At 34.4% G+C, this 21,273-nt stretch carries 19 protein-coding genes and 1 pseudogene; 2 read left to right on the top strand and 18 right to left on the bottom strand.

The annotated features are described in order from the left end of the window. Positions 1 to 47: 47 nt before the first annotated feature. Positions 48 to 686, top strand: coding sequence for a VTT domain-containing protein (locus QOR44_RS03280; RefSeq protein WP_000478529.1), 639 nt, complete (start codon positions 48 to 50; stop codon positions 684 to 686). A 77-nt stretch (positions 687 to 763) separates the two neighbouring features. Here the strand turns inward: QOR44_RS03280 and QOR44_RS03275 are convergent, their stop codons facing one another. Continuing rightward, the gene (locus QOR44_RS03275) at positions 764 to 1,549 is read right to left on the bottom strand and encodes a DNA/RNA non-specific endonuclease (protein ID WP_000825437.1); all 786 of its coding nucleotides are present in this window, start codon (positions 1,547 to 1,549) and stop codon (positions 764 to 766) included. Between the two features lie 260 nt (positions 1,550 to 1,809). On the opposite strand from QOR44_RS03275, the gene QOR44_RS03270 reads away from it, so the two are divergent. Then, positions 1,810 to 3,255: an FAD/NAD(P)-binding protein gene (locus QOR44_RS03270; protein WP_050140939.1), complete on the top strand. Its 1,446-nt coding sequence runs from the start codon at positions 1,810 to 1,812 to the stop codon at positions 3,253 to 3,255. Positions 3,256 to 3,311: 56 nt separating this feature from the next. Here QOR44_RS03270 and QOR44_RS03265 read toward each other — a convergent pair whose 3' ends face one another. The 17 genes and pseudogenes from QOR44_RS03265 to cylJ form a co-directional block, all read right to left on the bottom strand. Beyond that, positions 3,312 to 3,983, bottom strand: a complete 672-nt coding sequence (locus QOR44_RS03265) for an ATP-binding cassette domain-containing protein (RefSeq protein ID WP_000462434.1) — start codon at positions 3,981 to 3,983, stop codon at positions 3,312 to 3,314. 211 nt (positions 3,984 to 4,194) lie between these two features. Beyond that, on the bottom strand, positions 4,195 to 4,389 hold the full coding sequence (locus tag QOR44_RS03260) for a hypothetical protein (protein WP_000560510.1): 195 nt from the start codon (positions 4,387 to 4,389) through the stop codon (positions 4,195 to 4,197). Between the two features lie 8 nt (positions 4,390 to 4,397). Then, on the bottom strand, positions 4,398 to 4,526 hold the full coding sequence (locus tag QOR44_RS03255) for a hypothetical protein (RefSeq protein ID WP_000962057.1): 129 nt from the start codon (positions 4,524 to 4,526) through the stop codon (positions 4,398 to 4,400). Positions 4,527 to 4,626: 100 nt separating this feature from the next. After that, positions 4,627 to 5,421: an ABC transporter permease gene (locus tag QOR44_RS10255; protein ID WP_346780978.1), complete on the bottom strand. Its 795-nt coding sequence runs from the start codon at positions 5,419 to 5,421 to the stop codon at positions 4,627 to 4,629. 9 nt (positions 5,422 to 5,430) lie between these two features. Beyond that, positions 5,431 to 6,660 (bottom strand): ABC transporter permease, encoded by a 1,230-nt coding sequence (locus tag QOR44_RS03240; protein WP_001055323.1) that lies wholly within the window; start codon positions 6,658 to 6,660, stop codon positions 5,431 to 5,433. Positions 6,661 to 6,783: 123 nt separating this feature from the next. Beyond that, positions 6,784 to 7,845 carry an alpha/beta fold hydrolase gene (locus QOR44_RS03235; protein ID WP_141444565.1) on the bottom strand — a complete coding sequence of 354 codons (1,062 nt, stop codon included), beginning with the start codon at positions 7,843 to 7,845 and terminating at the stop codon, positions 6,784 to 6,786. A 34-nt stretch (positions 7,846 to 7,879) separates the two neighbouring features. Next, positions 7,880 to 8,899 (bottom strand): alpha/beta fold hydrolase, encoded by a 1,020-nt coding sequence (locus QOR44_RS03230; protein WP_001033939.1) that lies wholly within the window; start codon positions 8,897 to 8,899, stop codon positions 7,880 to 7,882. Positions 8,900 to 8,933: 34 nt separating this feature from the next. Continuing rightward, positions 8,934 to 9,964 (bottom strand): annotated as a pseudogene (locus QOR44_RS03225) (alpha/beta fold hydrolase). Positions 9,965 to 9,995: 31 nt separating this feature from the next. Beyond that, positions 9,996 to 10,178 carry a M13-type metalloendopeptidase gene (locus QOR44_RS03220; protein WP_071659942.1) on the bottom strand — a complete coding sequence of 61 codons (183 nt, stop codon included), beginning with the start codon at positions 10,176 to 10,178 and terminating at the stop codon, positions 9,996 to 9,998. Next, positions 10,103 to 10,921, bottom strand: a complete 819-nt coding sequence (locus tag QOR44_RS03215) for a M13 family metallopeptidase (protein WP_001865683.1) — start codon at positions 10,919 to 10,921, stop codon at positions 10,103 to 10,105. The genes QOR44_RS03220 and QOR44_RS03215 overlap by 76 nt, the downstream gene beginning before the upstream one ends. 20 nt (positions 10,922 to 10,941) lie before the next feature. After that, positions 10,942 to 12,027 (bottom strand): gluzincin family metallopeptidase, encoded by a 1,086-nt coding sequence (locus tag QOR44_RS03210; protein ID WP_001868414.1) that lies wholly within the window; start codon positions 12,025 to 12,027, stop codon positions 10,942 to 10,944. 183 nt (positions 12,028 to 12,210) lie between these two features. Further along, positions 12,211 to 15,528 carry a hypothetical protein gene (locus QOR44_RS03205; RefSeq protein ID WP_181432719.1) on the bottom strand — a complete coding sequence of 1,106 codons (3,318 nt, stop codon included), beginning with the start codon at positions 15,526 to 15,528 and terminating at the stop codon, positions 12,211 to 12,213. 45 nt (positions 15,529 to 15,573) lie between these two features. Continuing rightward, entirely contained in the window at positions 15,574 to 18,231 is a 2,658-nt protein-coding gene (locus QOR44_RS03200; protein WP_000165742.1) for a S8 family serine peptidase, read from the bottom strand. Between the two features lie 51 nt (positions 18,232 to 18,282). Beyond that, positions 18,283 to 18,798: a putative cross-wall-targeting lipoprotein signal domain-containing protein gene (locus QOR44_RS03195; protein WP_000145149.1), complete on the bottom strand. Its 516-nt coding sequence runs from the start codon at positions 18,796 to 18,798 to the stop codon at positions 18,283 to 18,285. Between the two features lie 33 nt (positions 18,799 to 18,831). After that, positions 18,832 to 19,173: a hypothetical protein gene (locus QOR44_RS03190; RefSeq protein ID WP_001288731.1), complete on the bottom strand. Its 342-nt coding sequence runs from the start codon at positions 19,171 to 19,173 to the stop codon at positions 18,832 to 18,834. A 342-nt stretch (positions 19,174 to 19,515) separates the two neighbouring features. Next, positions 19,516 to 20,091 (bottom strand): hypothetical protein, encoded by a 576-nt coding sequence (locus QOR44_RS03185; protein ID WP_001068960.1) that lies wholly within the window; start codon positions 20,089 to 20,091, stop codon positions 19,516 to 19,518. Continuing rightward, positions 20,060 to 21,271, bottom strand: a complete 1,212-nt coding sequence (gene cylJ / locus QOR44_RS03180) for a glycosyltransferase CylJ (protein ID WP_000033001.1) — start codon at positions 21,269 to 21,271, stop codon at positions 20,060 to 20,062. The genes QOR44_RS03185 and cylJ overlap by 32 nt, the downstream gene beginning before the upstream one ends. Positions 21,272 to 21,273 lie beyond the last annotated feature (2 nt).

Below are 21,273 nucleotides of genomic sequence, written 5' to 3'. Positions count from 1 at the left end.
TATCATCCAAGTCTCTGCACTTTAGTTGATCAATAAAGGAGACTCCTATGTTTTTAATCGATTTTATTTTACATATTGATACTCATATCTATGCTATGGCTAACACTGTTGGTAATTGGACCTATCTATTGCTCTTCCTCGTTATTTTCGTTGAAACTGGGGCTGTCATCTTTCCATTTTTACCAGGTGATAGTTTATTATTTGCTGCTGGAGCCCTTGCTGCAAATCCAAAAATGTCCTTCAATATTGTAACTTTCCTTATTATTTTCTTTATTGCAGCATTTATTGGTGATAGTTGCAATTTCTTGATTGGTCGTACATTTGGTTACCGTTTTATCAAACATCCTTTCTTTCGTCGTTTCATTAAAGAAAAAAATATTCGAGATGCTGAGCTTTATTTTGAGAAAAAAGGTACTGCTGCCATCATTTTAGGGCGCTATATCCCTATTATCAGAACCTTTGTTCCTTTTGTAGCAGGTATTAGTCAGCTCCCTCCAAAAGTATTTATCAAACGCGCCTTCATTGCAGCATTATCTTGGTCAGTTATTGCAACAGGTTCTGGTTTTCTCTTTGGTAATATTCCTTTTGTGAAGCAGCACTTCTCGCTTATTATCTTGGGAATTGTATTTGTTACCTTAATTCCTGTCCTTATTTCTGGTGTCAAATCATATCGGAACACTAAGTAATGTATCCAAAAATTTCTATTTAACACTATTAATCACTAAGAATGACAACAAAAAAAGAGCAATTAGTTGCTCTTTTATTAATTTAGTGTTATTTCTCCTGTTGCATAATCCATAGTGTATGATGCTTGTGTGTTTGGAATAGCAACATTAAATTCTAATGTGCCATCTTGTGATTTAGCTTCTAGGTGCATTGCAAATGGAACTAAATCAGTATCATTACGGTACAATGGAGTTACACGGTAACGAACACGTTTGTTTTGGTCAACCGCCTTACGAACTAAGCTTTCATAATAATTTTGTCCACGATTGATTTTTTGATTTGATTGGTTGGAATGAGCTGTTTGTGTGACAACATTTTGAGGATTTGACACGGAAGCATCCCAACCTTTGAAATTTCCAGCTAAAGCATAGGCAATTAAATGCCCCTTGTCGACTGCATGCCCATAATGGTCATTAGTAGCTACTTGATGCCAACCTAATGGTTTCCAATTTGCATCGGGAAGAGTGGTATCTCTGCGATTTTGATATTGACGAATGGTTCTATCAAGCATTGCATTAGCAGTTGATGGTCTTTGTTGATTGTCAATTGTATTTTGAACATACGCTTTAACATTGACATCAGCATTTAAATTTGTTTGATTATTATTTAATTCATAAATACCATTAACATATTGAAATGGTAGGTTACCAATAGCATTTTTTAAATTATTTTGAAATTCCTGGCTCGTATCAACAGATGAATTGACATCAGCATGTACTATCGGTGTTACGTTTTGCGGCTGCGTTGGAAGACCAAAGGTCATTACCCCCAACATACCTAATGTAGCAATTACGGTTATAAACAGTTTATGTAATCTTTTCATAAGCTTTACCTCTTTCTAATTACATTAAACAAGCGTCTACCATATTGATATCCGTTTTAGCTAATTGCTCTCCTTTTGTCACAACCATATCATATGCCTATTATTTAAGCATGTCAATCATTTATTTAATCTTATCTTAATTTAATATTACTTTAAATTTAATTTACTCGTTAAATTAGAAATTCTGCAAATAATAGCTTTGTTCATCCCCTAACTTAAATCAAAATTTATGCTATGATAGTGGTAAGGAGGCTTGTTCTGTGAAAAAAACAATTGGTATTATAGGTATGGGAGTTAGTGGTTTAGCTGTTCTACTAGCACTTTCTCGTAAAAAAGAGAAAGTGTTAAAACAGTTAGCTATTTTTTGTTTTGATGATACTGTCCACTTTGGACGAGGAATTCCTTTTCAAGAAGACGTTGACTCAGCTTTAATCAATTCCCCAATCAACGATATTTCATTTGATTATCGCCATATGTCTGACTTCATGGATTGGTTAGAAGAAAATTACTATGACACAAATCTAACCTATGTATCAAGGACACTTTACGGACAATACCTTTCAGAAAGAACTAAATTACTTTTAGATAAACTCCCTGTCACGGTTATTAAAACAAGAGTGGATAAACTAAACTATTTATCAGATAAGCAACAATGGCAAGTCTATATTCAAGATAAGCTTTTTCCTGTCACATTTGATGAATTACATTTAGCTTGTGGTGCTCTGCCTGTTATAGACCCTTATCATTTGGAAGGGAAGACTGATTATATCAAAGACCCTTATCCTATCAAACACTTGGCTCAGGAAAATTGGAAGGGAAAAACAGTTGCTATCATCGGGACTGGTCTAGCTGCAATTGATGTTATAAAATGGTTGCTACTCAATACACAATCTTCTGTTAAAGCATTTTCAAGAACCAACTACTTCCCTAGCGTCCGTATTGTTAATGATTTACCACTTACTTGGCACTTTTTTACCAATGATAACCTTAAAGCATTTCTATCACATCCTTCAAAAACCTTCACTATTGCCGATTTTAATGATTTGATGTCTGGTGAATTGGAGCATCTTGGCTTTAAAAACTGGAAAAATACAACAGAAACCTTTTTATCCCCAGGAATTGATGGTCTCAAGAGAGCCTTTAAGTACCCTAAGCAACTCTATCTATTACAACAACTAGCTTCACGAATCACTGTCTGGTTAACTGACCTTTGGCCACTCATGTCATTATCAGATAAGAAAGAGTATAAAGCACTATATGGAAAAGCGATTATTAACTTGCGAAATCCTATGCCTGATGAATCTGCTAAAGTAATTTTGAAAGCTGCACAAAAAGGGACTTTTTCCCTGATCAATAACGTCAAGACAATTGCAAAAAATGACGAAGGATTTTCAATAGAAAAAGAAAAACAAAATCATATATCTGTCGATCGCGTCATTAATGCTACTGGTTACCAGTTAAATACTAAAAACTGGACAAAAGCCAATCCACTCCTAAAATCGCTCATCAATCAAGAATTTTGTCAAATTGACGATCAAGGAGGGATTACTATTTTAACTGAAAATGCACAAGTTTTGTCTCCAAAATATGGTCCAATGCCAGGTTTATATGCGCATGGTGCACTGGTTAATGGTGTCGTTTATCAGAATAACTCTACAATTAAAATTCAACAAATGGCAGAGCGAGCCTTTTCTGATAATAAATAACCATTTCTAAAAAATACCTCCTCTTTTATTATTTAAGAAAGGGAGGTATTTTTTTATTATAAATTCCTTTGTTGTAATATAGACTGTGCTATACTTTCTTTTGATAATTCTTTTAAGTTATCTCCTGTCAATTGTAAAGCAGTATCAGCCATATGAGCGATTTCTCTACTATGTGTCACCATAATAACACATCGTTTTTCCTTATGCGCAAAATCTTTAAGACGCATCGTAATATCACGTGCAATGTCAAAATCTAAATTCCCCGTAGGTTCATCAAGTAAAATAGCTGGTGTTCCTGCAACCAAAGCCCTCGCAATAGCTACACGTTGTTGTTGCCCTCCTGATAATCTCAAGATATTTCGCGTTAACATATCTTCTTTTAAACCTAAATCCAACAATAATTGTTTATCTGCAGTAGGTTTTACCAACTGAACATTTTCCAATGGGGTTAGATAGTCTAAAAGGTTATAATTTTGAAAGACCAAAGCTATATTCTTTTTGCGATGCTGAGCATAACCTGCTTCTTTAATATCTTTTTTGTTAAATAATACTTGTCCCTCAGTGGGCGAATCAAGACCTGCCATCAAGGATAGAAGGGTTGTTTTACCTGAATCAGAATTCCCTAATATAGTATAAAATACCCCTGACTGAAAACTATAATTGATATTTTCTAATGTTTTATTGTCGTTCCCCTTATAACGATAAGCAATATTTTTTAATTCGAACATAGATTTCCCTTTCTTGAGCTATGTATTCAATAGCAGAGCATATTCATTTTAACCGTTAATATAGATGTCACTATTGGTCGGTATACTTATGGCACTTTAGGACAGTTTTGATAAGATTTCCCTTGGTTTGTAGCGAGCAATAATTAAACTAGTAGTAATAATAGCAAATAAGACGATTGCTAAACCAACTAGAATTACTAACCAGACTTCCTCAGGCTTCACTTGTACATTTCGTTTGCATAAACATATCTGTATCACTATCAGACCCAAGCTGCATATTCCCAAACCCTTTCATAAAGTCTGCTCTGACAGTTCTAGAGGCCTGATACACTAAGGAGTCTGCTAATTTTTGACCAATAAATTGACTGATAAGTACTGATAAAGCAAAGGCTGGAATAGCAATCATTAGTACTTCTACTGCGTACTGACAATGATAATTGCTTTAGACTTACCAATAGCTAATAAAATACCTGTCTCATGGGTTCTACCACCAATCCAGAATAGCAGAGCCATCATCACTAGAATAATAGATACTACTAACATGCCGCCTTGTAGAGAAGTAATTAATTGATTCAAGACATCTATACTTTTTGCATAACTTGTTAGCAAGGTTGCTGTAATTGTCAGTTGGTATTTATTCCAATCAATAGGATTGTTTTTTGATAAAACTTTTAAGAGTTTCTATATCAGCATTCTTTTTAGGATATACAGTTGTTTGGCGATAAAAGGCCTTACCTTTAGAATAGCCGTATAAATCCTTAATCAATTGCGTATCTGAAAAGGCTGTATTTTCTAGCATCTCATAAGGGTAATTTGATTTTTGTACCGTTTTACCTTTATATATGCCAACAATAGTTGCTTCAACTAATGTTTTATCCTTACTGTTTCTAACGGGGTCTTTTGAAAACATTAACTTATCGCCAACTTTAAGATGATTTGTCTTCGCAAAAGCCTGATGAACAATTATAACTCGCTGATCTTTCGGCGTGATATGTCGCCCTCCCTTAAGAGAAATCATCCCCGCTGTGTATTTAGGATCTGTATCGGAGTAACTATTACCATGAACTTGTAAAACTTGTTCTTTATATTGTTCTTTATCATTTGGTCGTGTAACCATTTTTTCCGAGGTTAGTCCAGCATAAGCCATCAAATTATTATTAACGCGCTTAACATTTAGGTTACTTGCTATGTTAACTATTGCTTTTTCAGGGATTTCTCCAGATCCGTAACCATCACCAACAAGGTCAGTACTATCCGATGAAATATGCAAAATTGATCCAGTTTGCCTTGAAAATGTCTTATTAGCAGTAAGACCAGCATTTTTTACCGCAATACCGCTAATTAATGTAGAAGCAACTAGCCATAAACATACGAATAAAGTGATACTCTTACGCTTTTTACGGCTAACATATAAAAAGGAACGTTTAAATAAATTCATATTAACCTCCTATGACATTCGTGACAATATTTGCTTTGGTTGTAGTTTAAGAATAGAATAACTAGATAATACAACTGCAAATAAGCAAATTAAAGCACCCTGAGCATAGAGTCTAAAGACATCCATTACTCCAACAGAAACAGCGAGGTTATCAATTCTATCAATAATTAGACTACTATTTTGTACAATTTGTGAACTCACACCACCATTAACTTGTGATAAAAGGCCAGCTGCAAATGTTTTTCCAAGAAAGACACCACCAATAATAGATAGTGTGAAGGCAGCACCTGCTACTAACAGTACTTCTATCAGATAATGACCTATGATTTCAAACTTAGTTTTTCCGATAGCGAGTAAAATTCCCGTCTCTTTAATGCGGTTATTAATCCAAAATGTTAGCATGACAACTAATATTGCCATCGCCACGAGACTAACAATAAGAATGATTCGTCCCACTAGACGATGCAATGTCTTGATATTACGATAAGAATCTCCATAAAACTCTTTAGCTGTTTGAACATCTAATTTCCCGAAATCAAGCGGCCATTGTTTGATGTTTTGGATAACTGTATCCACTAAACGTTTATCACTTAAGCGCACTGCAACCGTCTGATAACCTTTTTGTTTACTAATCTTCCTAACCAATGTTGCCTGAGCAATCAATGTATTATCAATATTGGGATTAAAAGTATTTTTAGACTTAGCACTATTCGCATCATAAATTCCTGCAATAGTAACATTTTCTTTGCCTAATCTCAATTTGTTACCCACACTTAAATGATTCTTTTGTGCTAATTTCAATGAAACTAGTACTTGTTTTGTATTATCGGCCGCTAAATGGCTTCCTTTCTTTAAGACCAATGCTTTTGTCTGAAAAGCTCGTAAATCTTCTGTACTTTGATAACCTGCTAATGTAACTTGATTCTCTTCTTTAGAAGAGTTATATGGTGATACAGATTTTAAACGGCTACCAACATCAATGCTTAAACTTGCCTCTACTGACTCAACCATTTTTGCTTTTTTCAAAGCTTCGTATGCTTGTTCAGGCCAATAAGCCTTTTCTTTGGAGGTTAAATAAATGCTTTTCCCTTGTTTTGTTAGGATATTTTTTTCCAAAGAATGCTGAATACTCATCAGACTGATTAAACATGTGCCTATAGTTAGAAAAACTAAGAACAAGGTTACTGTTTTCATTTTTTGACGTTTCAAATAAGCTAAACTTAATGTCCATAGGTTCACTATTTTCCCTCCTTTTTCTATCTTAATAATCTCTAGAATAACGATAGAAGTCGTTAGATATTCTCTATCGACTTCTACGTTATCTATCAATTAGTGATTTTATAGCACTGTTTCTAAAAACAATTATTTCTCAAATGTTTTCATAAATTGGTTAGTATAATCAATTACTTCTTTAAGGTTAGTATCATAAATTTGGTGAGTTCCGTCTAGTGTATGAATAGAGACTTCTTTTGGATCTTCTGATAACTCCTTATGTTGCTCTTGCCAACTGCCTTTAATTGGTATATCTAAACTACGTAATTGAAGCCCTAAGTCACTTTCACGTGCTAATAAATACATAGCAGGAATTCCCTTTGGAATCTTATAGTTGGCACTTTCGTTAATCATACTAGAAGAATTCTTCGCTTCTTCTTTCATATTAGAATTATTAAGTATCTTATGTCCAATAGCAAAAAATTGTGCATTAATATCGTCGGATACTTTAGGAATTTTAGGTAATTCTTTTAACACTGGAGCAGCGAAATCAACTTGCTTACCACCTTCCATACCCGGCGTTGATGTATCTAAACCTATTAATCCTAGCACTTCCTTTGGATAAGTACTGATGTATTTAAGGGCATAAACACCACCAATTGAATGAGAGGCAATTACATATTTTCCGGTAATACCAACTTTTTGTAAAGCTTCGTGGATATCTGAGGTAATATTAGCTAGATTTCGTGGTTGGTCAATGACATCACTTAAACCTGAACCAAATGGCTCAACTACCACAACCTTATGAGTTTTACTTAAATTACTAATCAAATTATGGTACTGATGTTTGGCAGTCACCGTCCCTTGACCAGGAATAAAGACAATTGGTACTTTACCTTCTCCAACAGTATAGACATTCATCTTCTTGCCTTTGACTTCAACCTTTTGACCATATTCTTTGATAGGTGTTTTGATATATTTTTGATATTGTTTGTTACTAATAAAGCTCTCTGTGCCTTTATTATATTTTTCAAGTTCTTTCGTTAACTTCATTCGCTTGGCTGCTGTTGCCTTGTCTTCCTTCGGATTTGCAGTTACGTTTTCTTGCTTAGGATCCTCAGTTTTAGTTTTTTGATTATCTTTATTGGCAGAACATCCAACGCAAAGCATTAAAGTCAGGGCGATGGTTGATAATGTCGTTATTTTATTCATCTTTTCTCCTTAGTAAAATAATTGGGGGGAATAATTATTTTTTATGCGATTGAATCCACTCGTCAATAGCCTTCGCCATATGTTTATATTGCGTATGATAAATCAAGTGGCTAGCATCTAGTGTCTCAACAGAAACGTCTTTTGGATCTTCAGATAAGTCAATATGTTGTTGTTCCCAGCTTTTAAGCTTAGGGAATATTTTTTTACGCATTTTTATATCTTCTGCTGACTCATTAGCTAAGAAATACTTAGCTGGCATACCTTTAGGGAACTTAACTTTTTCCATTTTATGAAGATTGTCACTAACACGCCTATCTTCATCGCGCTCTGTTTTATTACCTGATTTTTTAGCACCGATTGATAAGTATTGTTCATTGGTTTTCTTATCAACTTCTGGAATGGATTCTGCCCATTTTAAGGTTGAAGCTGAAGATTCTCCAGTTGTGCCATCACCTTCCATATTTGGTGTGCTTGTATCCATGCCAATGAAACCTTTGACATCGTTAGAATATGTCTTAGCATAATTTAGACCGTATATGCCACCTAACGAGTGAGCCATAAGATAGAAATTTTTGACACCGACTTTTTCAAGAGCTGTATGAATCTCTTTGGTAATATTTTCAATCGTACGTGGCTTATCTGTCATATCACTAAGCCCATAACCGAGCGGTTCAACCGTATAAATTTTATATTTTTTCCCTAATCTATCAAGCAAGTTTTTGTAAGCATAACGTGGTGAAATTTCAGCTTGACCAGGGAAGACTACTAGCGGAATTTTCCCTTGACCCATTGTATATATGTTCATTTTTTTACCGTCACCGACATCAATTTTTTGTCCGTAATCTTCAATTGGTTTCGCTTTATATTTAGTTAGGTCAATAGCACCTTTAGCAATCATAGCTTTTTCTGCTTCTCTCTCTTGTTTTTGCTTAGCGATTGACTTTTCTTGCTTAGGCTGCTCAGTTTTAGTTTTTTGATTATCTTTATTGGCAGAACATCCAACGCAAAGCATCAAAGCGAGGGCAACGGTTGATAATTTCGTTATTTTATTCATTTTTTCTCCTTGACTTAGGTATTTCATTCAACGATTACTTTTGATGGGATTGGATAAATCCATCAATAGCTTTAGCCATATGTTCATATTGTGTTTGGAAAATATTGTGACTACCTTTAAGAATTTCAACGGAAGCATCTTTTGGATCTTCAGATAAATCAATATGCTGCTGATCCCAATTTTTCAAACCTTTAAAATCTGCTTGACGTAGCTTGATTCCCTCCACAGATTGATCAGCAAGAAAATACTTAGTTGGCATCCCTTTAGGGAATTTTACATTCTTCAATTTACCAAGATTATCACCTAAGCGCTCATCTTCATCTCGTTGAGACTTATTGCCGTTAATTTTTTCGCAATTGACAGATACTGTTCGTTAGTCTTATCATCAACATCTGGTAATTTCATTGCCCATTTAGCACTTTCAGGGTCATACTTTGTTTTTTGTTCCCCTTCCATCCAAGGTGTACTGGTATCCATACCAATAAATCCTCTGACTTCTTCTGGATAATTTTTAGCATAATTTAAAGAATACATACCGCCAAGTGAGTGAGCTGCAAGGTAGAAATTTTTAACTCCAATTTTATTTAGGCCTGTGTGAATTTCTTTTGTAATGTTTTCTAGCGTACGTGGTTTAGTAGGAATATCACTGAGACCATAGCCTAATGGTTCTACTGTATAAATTTTATATTTTTTACTTAACCGCTCAATTAAATTCTTATAAGCATAGCGTGGCGAAATCTCAGCTTGACCAGGAATAAAAACAATTGGAATTTTTCCCTGACCAGTTTCATAAATGTTCATTTTCTTGCCATCACCAACATCGATTTTTTTACCATAATCTTTGACCGGTTTTGCCTTATATTTTGTCAAATCAACAGCGCCTTGGGGATGCATCTCTTGATCAGCAGCTTCTTTGTTTTTGGGTTCTTCTTTTTGCTTATCTGTGAGTTTAGTTTGTTTAGGATGATGAGACTGTGTTTTAGATGTAGACGTGTTTGATGCAGCACACGCCGTACAAAGTAGTAGGCTTAAAGCAACAGTTGATAGCTTTGTTATATTCTTCATGCATTCTCCTTATTGTCTGGAAAACATAGCTTTACCAAAGTGTCAAACGTTTTTCTGGTTTTAGATACATTGAATCGCCTTTTTTAACACCAAAGGCATCATAAAATTCTTGGAAATTACGTACTGGGATGTTAGCTCTCAATTCATATGGTGCATGAACATCTGACTGAATTGAGGACTTACTTTGTTCTTTGGTTGCTTTTTGACGCCAAATACTTGCCCATGATTCAAAAAATTCTTTATAGTTTGGATTTTTTCAGTCTTAAGAGCTTCTAGAGATGCCATAACACCACCATTATCTGCAATATTTTCTGCTAAAGTTAATTTACCATCAACTTTACCGCCATCTGCTTTAAGGCCATCCCATTGGTCAATCATAGCTTGTGTTTTTTTCTTATAATGTTTTAAATCTTCTTTAGTCCACCAATCGTGAAGATTCCCTTTCTCGTCATATTTCATACCATTAATATCAAATGAGTGTGAAATTTCATGACCAATAATTGCTCCGATAGCTCCATAATTTTGACTAACTGTTTTAGTTTTATCGTAGAGTGGTGATTGAAAAATCGCTGCTGGAAAGACTATGGAATTGGTATTAGGATCATTATAAGCATTTACAGCATTGGCACTCATTTGCCAATGTTCACGTTGATTAGACTGGTTAAATTCTTCAAATGTTTTCTTGTTCGATAATTTTCTGTAGTTATCATTGTTTTCAAAGAAGCTTGCTTTACTATCAAATTGGTACTGACGATAAAGATCAGGATAATCTTCTGGATAGCCAATCATTAATCTCATGTTATCAAGTTTCTTAATGGCCATTGCTTTTGTATTTTCTGATAACCAAGTGTTGTTTTTTAACCGTGTTTTATAGACATTAATGATTTTCTTAGCCATATGTTCGACGTCTTTTTTAGCTGCCTCACCAAAATATTTCTTACCATAATAATCACCCAAAATATGGCCAAAAGTATATTCTAATTGGGTGTAAGCATTTTTTCTTTCGATTCAATCTGAGTCAAACCAGACGCAACATTCTTAAAAGCACTCGCTGCTTGACGATTTTGTTCTCCTAGAAAATCTGATTGATCAACTAGCATAGAAATCATCATCCATGCTTTCATATTGGCTAATTGTTTACTATTTATAACATCATTAACCTGTTTAAAATAAGTTTTATCTTCTACATTGACTGCCTTATTCGTTGGCCCAACTAGTTTTTCAATCAATTCTTTAAAGTCAAATTCCTTGGCGTAATTGTGAACCGTTTCCATACTTTCAGGGTTATATCGCCCCGCAGCTGTCTCACTTTCAGCTGTGATTTTACTTTGATCAACTTGCGTTTTTTCTGATAAGAGTCTATCAAATGCTATAGCTTGTTTAACTAGTTTTCTATCTTCAATGTTACTTTTTCCAGCTTGTTTAAGCAAAGCCATTGCTGAAGTACGGTAAGCTGATAATTTAGCCTCACCTTCTTTATTGCCCTTCTTATATTGGTCAGGTGATTCAAGTAATGCGGGTGCTTGACGAAGCACCAATTGCTTTTGGCTATTATCTCGAGCATTGGTTTCCACAGTCAAACCAAATGGTAAAACAAAACCACTCATCACAAAATCATGGGCCAAACTTTGAAAGTCTTTCATTGAAGAGACTGCTTCAAGTTTTTGTAAAACTGGTTTTAGAGGTTTGAGACCATTTTTATCTCTTGTTTTAAAGTCCATACCTTGTTTATAGTATGCAACCATTTTTTTCTGTTCATCATTGGTTGTTTCAATCTTTCCTGAGGCCATTTTAGCCATATCAGACACTAACAGTTGCTTTAATTTATCCTCAATTTCTGAAAAACTATTAACACTAATCTGCCCTTGTTTGAGTTTTGTATTGGCTAGCCAATTATCATTGACAGCCCTGTAGAGATTTTCTCTCGGACTGACATTATTTGCTTTCTTCTCACTGGCAGATACTGCATGTAACATAGCAATATCTTTAACCACATATCCTGATATAAGACAAGCTGTTAAAGTAAGAACACTCATGGATTTTAAATAGGATTTTCTTTGCATAAATGACACCTCTCTTTCTTATTCACTTTTAGTATAGCAAGTAGAGTGTTAAATTCTTGTTAAGAATTCACTTTTTTACACTTATACAAAAAAGTAGTAGCTAATGAGCTACTACTTTTGATTTAAGAGATAAAACCTTTTATCCATCACAATTAATGTTGCTAAATAGATTTTATTTTATCATTAATATTTGCTTTTAAACTTTTTAGCTAAACTAAATAATACACTCAGCATAACGATAGCCATTCCAGTGATATAATAACCACGTTTGCTGTCACCAGTGGATGGCAATGTATTTTTAATTTGTTTTTCAACATGTGTCTGATGTGAAGTTATCTGTTTATTGTCTGTTCTAGCCATATGAACTGCGGAAACTGTCTTAGTCTTTGGTAAATCAGACGCTTTAACTGTAGTATCAGTTTGATGAACGTTATTAACCTTGTAGCCTTCTTCAACTATAGGTGCTTCTTGGGTTTTATGTCCCTCTTCAGCTTTACGTGCTTCTTCGACTTTATGTGCTTCTTCAGCTTTACGTACTTCTTCAGCTTTATGTGCTTCGTCAGCTTTACGTGCTTCTTCAGCTTTACGTGCTTCGTCAGCTTTATGTGCTTCTTCAGCTTTACGAATAGCTTCTAAGTCAACTACTTTAATCGGAACATCAACTTTATCAACACCACCATTTACATAATGAATCGATACTTTAGCGTTTGTTAACATTCCTGATTCATTTGTGTTTGGAGCTTCGTCGATTGTTAATGTATAAGCTCCTGCCATTTCTGGAACAACTAAGTGCTTCATCAACATATCCACAGTTACTTTAGCTCCTTTGTCAGCTGTCATTTGGCTTGCTTTAACATCAAAACGGTTTCTATAGATATGAAGGGTCTCATTACGACGATAATTTGATAAGTCAACAGCAGATAACTTAATAATATTATCTCCAAATTCTAGTGGTACTGTCATATCTTTAGTGATTTCTACACCATTTCTAAAACTATAAAGACCGGTTTTATCAACAGATTCAAGTAATGAATCATCTTGATATAATTTTAGTTTTAGAGAGTCATCTTTGGCAACGATGTGGATAAGAGCAGTATCAGAAGTCAAATCACGTTTAGCAACTGCTGTGTTAAGCTCTGGAACTGATTGGTCAAAGAACATGCGACGAACAATACTTGCTTTCTCTCCTGCTTCTGTTACCACTTCAACCCTAATCCAAGTGTTAAAACGACTAAGTGGTAATTTAGCCCGGAACTCATATTGTTTATCGGCATAAAGTACTCTACGTCCACTCATTAATGGTTTTGTTCGATTAGTCAAGTCTTTACCTTGAATAATAACAGGGGTTCCTAGCATGTCTCCATTTTCATTCACCATTTTGACTTCAACATGCTTGCTTTTATCACCATCCTTGATGTGACCGATAATACCAGATGCTGTGATTTCCTTACCATTTAGAGTTGCCTCACTAGCAGTTTCCAATAAGGCAGGAGTTAAGAGAAATACTGATGGGTATTTATGTTCACTAACAGGATCATCTTGTGGTCCAGCAACTGCAAACTGTCTCATCATCATATTTTCAGTAAGAGCACTCGCTCCTTTAACAGCATTAAAATTAAGTTTAGTATCTGCAGTGAGATTAATTCGAAGGACTAGACTGTCACTTGTTTCGTAATACGCTGAATCTTTTTGCATAGTAAGTAGCATATCCCTCATATGCTTATTTTTAGATAATCTAGGACTTAAAGGAAGTTGTTGAACTTTCTTACTTACACTACCCGTCTCCATAATCAAACTTTTAACATTTAATGAATTTTCTGTTTTATGTAATACAAATGTTGTCCATCCTTTAGTTAAAGGTAACTCACTACCTTTACCAACTTCTTTTCCATTCACAGTAACCTTACTATAATGTGACCAGTCAATATTAGCAAAGGTTACTTTTGCTGTATTTTCATTGGCTTGAGTTGAATGACTGAGCTGTTCACCTTTTTTAGTCATATCTTCTTTCTGATGACTATATGGATCTTCTTGCCCTTTATAAACAACTTTAAGACTTGCACCACTGGTTAATTTAAATTTAAGGTTAATTGCATCTTTATAAATATAGTATCCATCTATCTGACTTTCAGTTAAACCAAAACTAGAGTCAAATTTTTTCAATTCATTTGGAACACCATTTTGGATAAGGTATATTTTTTTAATAATTGAAGCTGGGTCTTGAGATTGTTTGAAAAACATATCTAATTCAACTGTTCCAGTTTTTGCAATAAGTTGTCCCTTAAATTCAGAATCCTTTCGTCCAAGTCGAATAGTTTTAAACTTACTCATGTCCATATCGTTTATATCCAAAGAAACATCTTTTTGTTCAACCAATTCTGGCATCTTTCCATCTTTGAAAGTGGTCATGATTTCTGAACTTGAGTTAATGTTATTAATAGTAAACTCTAGACGACGATTTGTCGGGTTGTATTTTAATTGGTAAGTTTTGCTGAGATTAATGTCTTGTTCATCATTTTTCAAGATATTATCAACAGTTTTAACCTCATTCAAACGACGAACAGATAAACTATCAATATGTCTGACATCATTTGGTAATTCAATACCAATCTTAACAGATTTATCTTTAAGCGCTATACGAGAAGTTTCTTGCAATTTATCGTTAACATAAATCTTACCACCCTTGTCTTTAATAGCAGCAAAGCTTGAAAATACAATGGCATGGTAATCTACTGTTTCACCAGTAGCTAATTGCTCAAAAGTAGTATTGCTCAAATAGTCAACCGCTGTGATATTGACATATTTTGTATCTGCAAAATAATCTGTTGTGATAGTAATTTCTTTATTGCGATTATTATTACGATAAATTTTAAGACTAGTGTCATCAAATTGATTAGCTGACAAAGCATTTCTAGGAATGACTAATTTGCCATCAGATTCGACTTGTAATATTTTGCCATTTACTTTGCTAGCTAAAATAGGGTCATCAACAAAGCTAAGTTGAAGAGACTTAGCATATTTAATTGCTCCTGATTTATCTTCAATAGCGTCTTTTTTACTATCCTTTAGTGCTTCATCCGGCGGCGTGTTTAAATCTGGGAAACCTGGAGGAGTTGATAAACTATCTTTGGGTTTGCTTGGCTTAGTTCCCGGTGGGGTTGAATAATCAAAACTTCTCATTGAAGTTGGTGCTGGTAAATCAATTCCTGGTGGACGGTCTAATTTTGGTTTTTCAACTTTTTTATCTTCTTTTTTAAATCCTGGAGGTGTGATAAGGTCTAAATTATTATTGCCACCACCAACATACTTAACAGATTGAAGATAAACGTCTTTCAAACCAATGCCAGTATCCTGAACTTTGAAAGTAATTTTTTTCCAGCGATCTTCTAACTTCTCTACAGTAGTCTTATCTTTGGGACTTAAGTAAGGTTTATTGTTGTCCATTTTGATATAGTATTGATAAATTTGGACACCATCGCCACCGACACCTTTATTATTCAACTGTACTTTAATTTGATAAATGTATTGTTTATCCCCTTTTGCAATTTAATCTTTAATCTTACCATCCCAAATAGAATCTGGCATCATGGCAAAACTATTACGATAATCTAGGCGATAAAGTTTTCTAACGTCGTGTGATCTACCAAGTACACGAACTTCTTTATTGGTATCTGGATCTATAATAGAATATTGAACATACTCCATATTACGCAAAGCTGCAATACGAACTCCTGCTTTGTCATAGAAAGGACTATTAGGAGAGAAAAATACTGTATTGTTATAGATTGGAAGACTCAACATGCCGTTAGTTGTAAAGGTTGATGAGGTCTTGTTGGTTTCTTTATTAACATAGAATTGAACGCGACGTTTTTTGTCACCGTTACCAATTTCAGAAATGCCTTCAAAAGCATCAATAGCTTTTTGCTCTGTCCATGAACCGTAAAAACCTAAAAATGGTAAGTGTAAATCGGCTACACCTTCAGTATCTTTTAAGTTAAGATAACCTTCCAAGAAATTATTGCGAGTTAAAGCCTCTGCATCAGAATAATCCACATCAAGGTCAACAGCTAATGTCTTACCTGCTTCTACAGTAACTTTCCTTGTAACTGCATCAGCTTTTTTTGATACTAGGTGTTCTGAATTTTGCGTACGAAATCCTTTTTCATCAACTGGGTCCGCAATCGCTTCTGATGAGATGATATACGTTTTATTAGTTTTTCCAAAGTTACGAAGTAGAATGCGTGCTTTAAATTTTTTCTCTTTTAATTCACGTAACTCCAACTTACCATCTGCATTATTATCGTTAGTCCCTGTTACAGTTGCAACGACTGTCGTAACAAGAGCTTTGGCAAGATTCATTGCTCCGCTACCTTGTTGGCGCACAAAGTAAGGTGTTTTGCCATCTTTTGATTGTTTATTGATAATTGGCTGTGCAGTGTTCATCAAGAGTAATTTAATAAAATCAGCAGCATTATCAACAGGAATTTTTTTATCTGTAATGTATTGTTTTAAAACTGCAGCTGCCCCAGCTACCTGAGGTGCAGCCATTGATGTTCCTGATTTATCAGCATATTGATTATCCTCCACAGTTGAGAAAATATGACCACCTGGAGCTGTAATCTCAGGTTTTAGACGTAAGTCTGGTGTAGGTCCCCAAGAAGAATAAGAAGATAATTGTCCTGCTAAACTATTATCAATAGCTTGACGCTCTGTTAAAATAGTAATAATTTTATTGCTATTATTTTTGATATTGTTATACGTGCTTCTGGTAATGCGAGCAATATTAAATTTAGCTGCTTCTGATTCAACTAATAATTGACTGCCTAAATCATCTTTAACCTTCGCATTATTGTAAAGCAAGATAGCAGCTGGATTTAACTTAGTAATCGCCTGTACTTTTTCTAAAAATCCATTAGATTTATTATCTTCTGGAATTTCAAGCATGGCGATTTTACCACTTAAATCAAAATGTTTTGACAATTCCGAAGGAGCTCCTGCTCCCAAATCTACAGCCAATCCAATAATAGTTTTTGAAGCGTTTGGGGCAACATGAAGATTAATGACTTCTGTAACTTCTGTTCCAGATTTTTTATCTTTAAATTTCAAAACATGAGCATGCTTTTTAAGGTTCTCCATAGAGGCAACAGCCAAGGTATTATCATCGAGGGCTGGGTTGGCAATCAAGGCTGTATCATAATTTTCTGCTAGCGGCTTAACACCATAAGTATTACCGTCAGTGATATTTCCTTCATTACCTGCTGCTACTGCAATGACGATTCCTGCCTTACACGCTCTTGCAATAACTTCAAGTTCAGGATAGTCTTTCCCCTCATGTACAAATCCAGCAGGTGTTCCAAGACTCATATTAACAACATCAGCTTTTAGTAAAATAGCATCGTCTAGAGCTTTTAGCCACACATCTGTGAAGGTTGTGGGATTTTGTTGGTCATCTGAAAATACCTTCATCGCTAAAATTTGAGCATTTGGTGCAACACCATACAATTTTTGATTATCATCATTAGCTCCTACGATACCTGTTACATGCATACCATGCATTACACCGTAGCTATCCTTGAGGTTATCATTATAGTCATAATAGTTATAACCATAAGGTACTTTTTCGGAATAGAATTTTCCTTTGAGATTCTTTTCATGAATCAGTTTTTCAATACTAGTTTTATTATACTTAGCACGATTTGGTTCTTTGATTTTTAGTGCTTGGTGTTTGAAATCAACCCCTGAATCAATAACTGCAACAACAGTTCCCTCACCTTTATACTGGGAGTTGTTCCAAACTTCTGGCAAACCAATAAGTTGCCCTGAGGAAGATAGTAAAGGTTTTGTCTGAACATATTCTTGTGAGACATAGACCCTTCTAACATCAGCAATCGTTTTTAATTTTTCAATTTCTTGAGCTTGAATATCAAGTGCGACACCATTAATAATAGCATCGTAACGCTTCACTTTGCTTGAATCAAAGTGAACACTTTTTTCAATATTCTTAAGAACTTTATCTTGCTCTTGCTTGATGCTTTGTAATTTTTTCTCAACATCAGCTTGATTTAACTGTGCAACTGTTTTTTTCTGTTCTGTCGCATAATCTAAGATAGATTCCTTATTAAATTCAACAATTACTCTTACTTTTTGAGGCTTTGGCACAGCCGGAGTAGCTTTCTCAGCAACCGCCCCCTGTGGTTTAGTCACAGTAACTGCCTTAGTTGCTTCTGTACTCTTATTGCCTTTCTCTGAGTTTTCTTACTCGTATTTAGGCAACTGCTTTGGCTGATTAACAACTTCTGGTGTAACAGTTACTTTTGGAGCTACCTTCTTAGTATCTTGAGCTAAGTTAGGAATCTCAACTGTTTTTTCATTAATTGTTGGGGGTGTGGTTGTAATAGGTTGGCTAACGTCTGAGTTAACACTAGCTTTTACTGTTTCTGGCCTTTCTACTACCTTATCTCTAGGCATTACTCGGCTCTCAGATTGAACAGTTTCACTTTTGACAACCTTATTCTCCTTAGCTTCAACAGGAGTTGTAGTTGCTTGTGTACTGTGAGTCTTAGAGGTATTTAGAGCTGTTGTGTCTGCTTGAACTGGCTGAGGTACTTTCGTTACAGTGGTAGGTGAGGTTGTTGCTTCATCAGCGTGAATCTCTGTACTTGCTGTAGCTAGACTAACAACTGCTACTGTACCCAATAAAGCACCGCATAGGCTGCGGCACACTTTACTTTTCCTAAATCCAAATTTGTCCGTCTTTTTATAAAATGTCATGGCTTCCTCGTTTCTAAATTTTTGTCTACATCTTTAATCATCATTAAGAAATAATCCATGCTGAATACTCGGCAACGGATCAACCATATCATCACCATTGTCATAAACAATATGATTATCTAGCCCTAAATTGGTTATATTATCAACGGTACTATTTTTCAAAACAACAGTTACATACCGACATATGTCTGAAAATTCTAAATAATGAAGACGTGAATCCATAAAAAAGACTTTGATAGGCTCTTTTTGAGGAGGAATTTCGACAACAACTTTTCCATCATAGTGATGAATATATTTCGTATTCTCTATAATTCTTAAAATAGTATTAGATGAATCATTATGACCAATAGGTTTGGCTGAAAGGAATTCACTCATAAAAGAACCTCACATTACTTAACCGGTTTGTTAACCAGCTAACGAAATTTTAGCACTCCTCTAAGTACTTGTCAATGGCAAATGTTAAGTTAAAATCGTTTTCAGCAATAAGTTCTTTTATCTTTTTTTACATTAGAAAATATTTCAGTTTTTATTATTTCTAATTATTATCACAAAAAAACACCTCTATTTTCTGATTTTCTCATAAAATGTGGAAATGATCAGTTTATCATATCAACTCTAACCATAATTGTTAAAGACTACCCAAGGTATTATAAAAAGCCCTTGAAATACTTCAAAGTGCTTTTTATAGATGCATATGTAGGAACAACATGTTGCGAGTTAGTTATCTGGTAATAATTCTTTTAAGTAAACCGCTTCTACTTTAAAAGTATTATCAAAAGCATAACCATAAATATAGCCATCTATCATTGTTTGATAGGTAATATCTATAGATTTCCCACATTTATAGGAAATTTCTTTTTGTAACCATGCCTTATAAAATAATAATTTAGAATCCATATCACTACTAACTGATTCTCCTAGGTAGTTTTGGTAGGTTTGTTCTGATCTATCTTTGTATTTCTCAATATCAACCCCAGTTGAACCACTGGGAGCATAGGTTAGAATATGATAGTCACCAGAATTAGAGTAACTAATTTTCCCCTTTGGCAAACCAATTAAATAACTACTAACACTAGAAAAAGATTCCTGACAAATCTTATTGGTAAAACCTAACTTTTTTAAGCATTGGTACACAAAATAACTCCCTGTTAACAGTTTATCTTTGCTTACCTGTCTATTTGCTTGTTGATATCTCATCAACCGATCGCCAGATAAATTATTCTCCAATGTAGACTGCCTATTTTTATAAATCATAATATAGTTAACTTTGTCTTTTTCTGATAAAGGATTCAATTTCTGCCTCCGCTTTTTGTAAAGATGCCTCTGCTTCTTCTTTAATTCCTTGGCTTAGTCTTATCATATAACTTTTATAGATATCATAGTCTCTTTCAAGACAGCTAATTGCTTTACGTATCTCTCTTACATCAGGTTTCTTTACCAAATAAGCGCACTTTTCTTTACTGAACTTCTTAATATTCCAAAATTGTTCGTTAAAGAAAGGGATACCTATAAAGGGAATACCTTGTGCAGCCATCGCATAAACTGTTCCTTGCCCACCGTGTATAATAGCGAAATAAATCTCTTTATCTATGGTTTTAAAATCAATAAAATCAACTATCTCAATATAACTTCCTGGAATGTTTATAGCCTCACCACAGCTTGTCAGTAAATAATGATAATGCCTTGGTAATGTCTTTAAAAAAGATTCCACCCAATCTCGTTTAAATGAAGTACCAAAGCTGAGCAGTACAGTCTTATTGTCTTGATTAATTTGGCTGCATTTTGAAAAACCTACATTATCTATCAAAATAGGTCCTATCGTTTTATAGGACGAATCTTTATCAAATTCATAAAACAAAGAGTAATCTGTTACCAAGTTTAGATCACCAGTAAATAATTCTAAAGCATTATTAAAAGGTTTGCCACCATATTTTTTAATATAGTTATTCCACGTTTTAACATTTGTTGAATAAGTAGTGATTACTCTTTTGATAAAATCCTTTGTTTGAGGCTTACTAGCTTTACTTATCTTCCCATTAGGCAATATTCCTTCTGAGTTTTCAACAATTTCACTGATATGCGTTGCCCCTGAAATAATCCAAATTAATGGTATGCTTTCTAAACGACAACTTGTAACAATAGATAGACGGTAACCTGTCAATACAGCATCAAATTTTTCTTGGCGTAACAAGTCTCTTTCAATAGAACAGATGCGTTCAATTTCTTCTTCTGATAAAAAATTAAAGTCTGTTGAAAGAGAAAAGAAAGCATCATATCGCTTACTATTATAAACAGATTTATCTTCTACACAGTGGTGATAGCGATAAGCATCATTATTAAATAAAAATGGATAATAATTGTCTCCAAGGATATGAATATCATGTCCTTGTTCATATAAACAATTAGCCAGTTTTGATAATCTTTGGCTCTCTCCTAAATTCATCATGAAAGGAGCAAATAAAAATTTACTCATTT

The sequence above is a fragment of the Streptococcus agalactiae genome (assembly GCF_949788565.1).
Taxonomy (GTDB): Bacteria; Bacillota; Bacilli; order Lactobacillales; family Streptococcaceae; genus Streptococcus; species Streptococcus agalactiae.
Note: the sequence above shows the minus strand (reverse complement) of the source record. Positions and strands in the feature narration are given on the sequence as shown.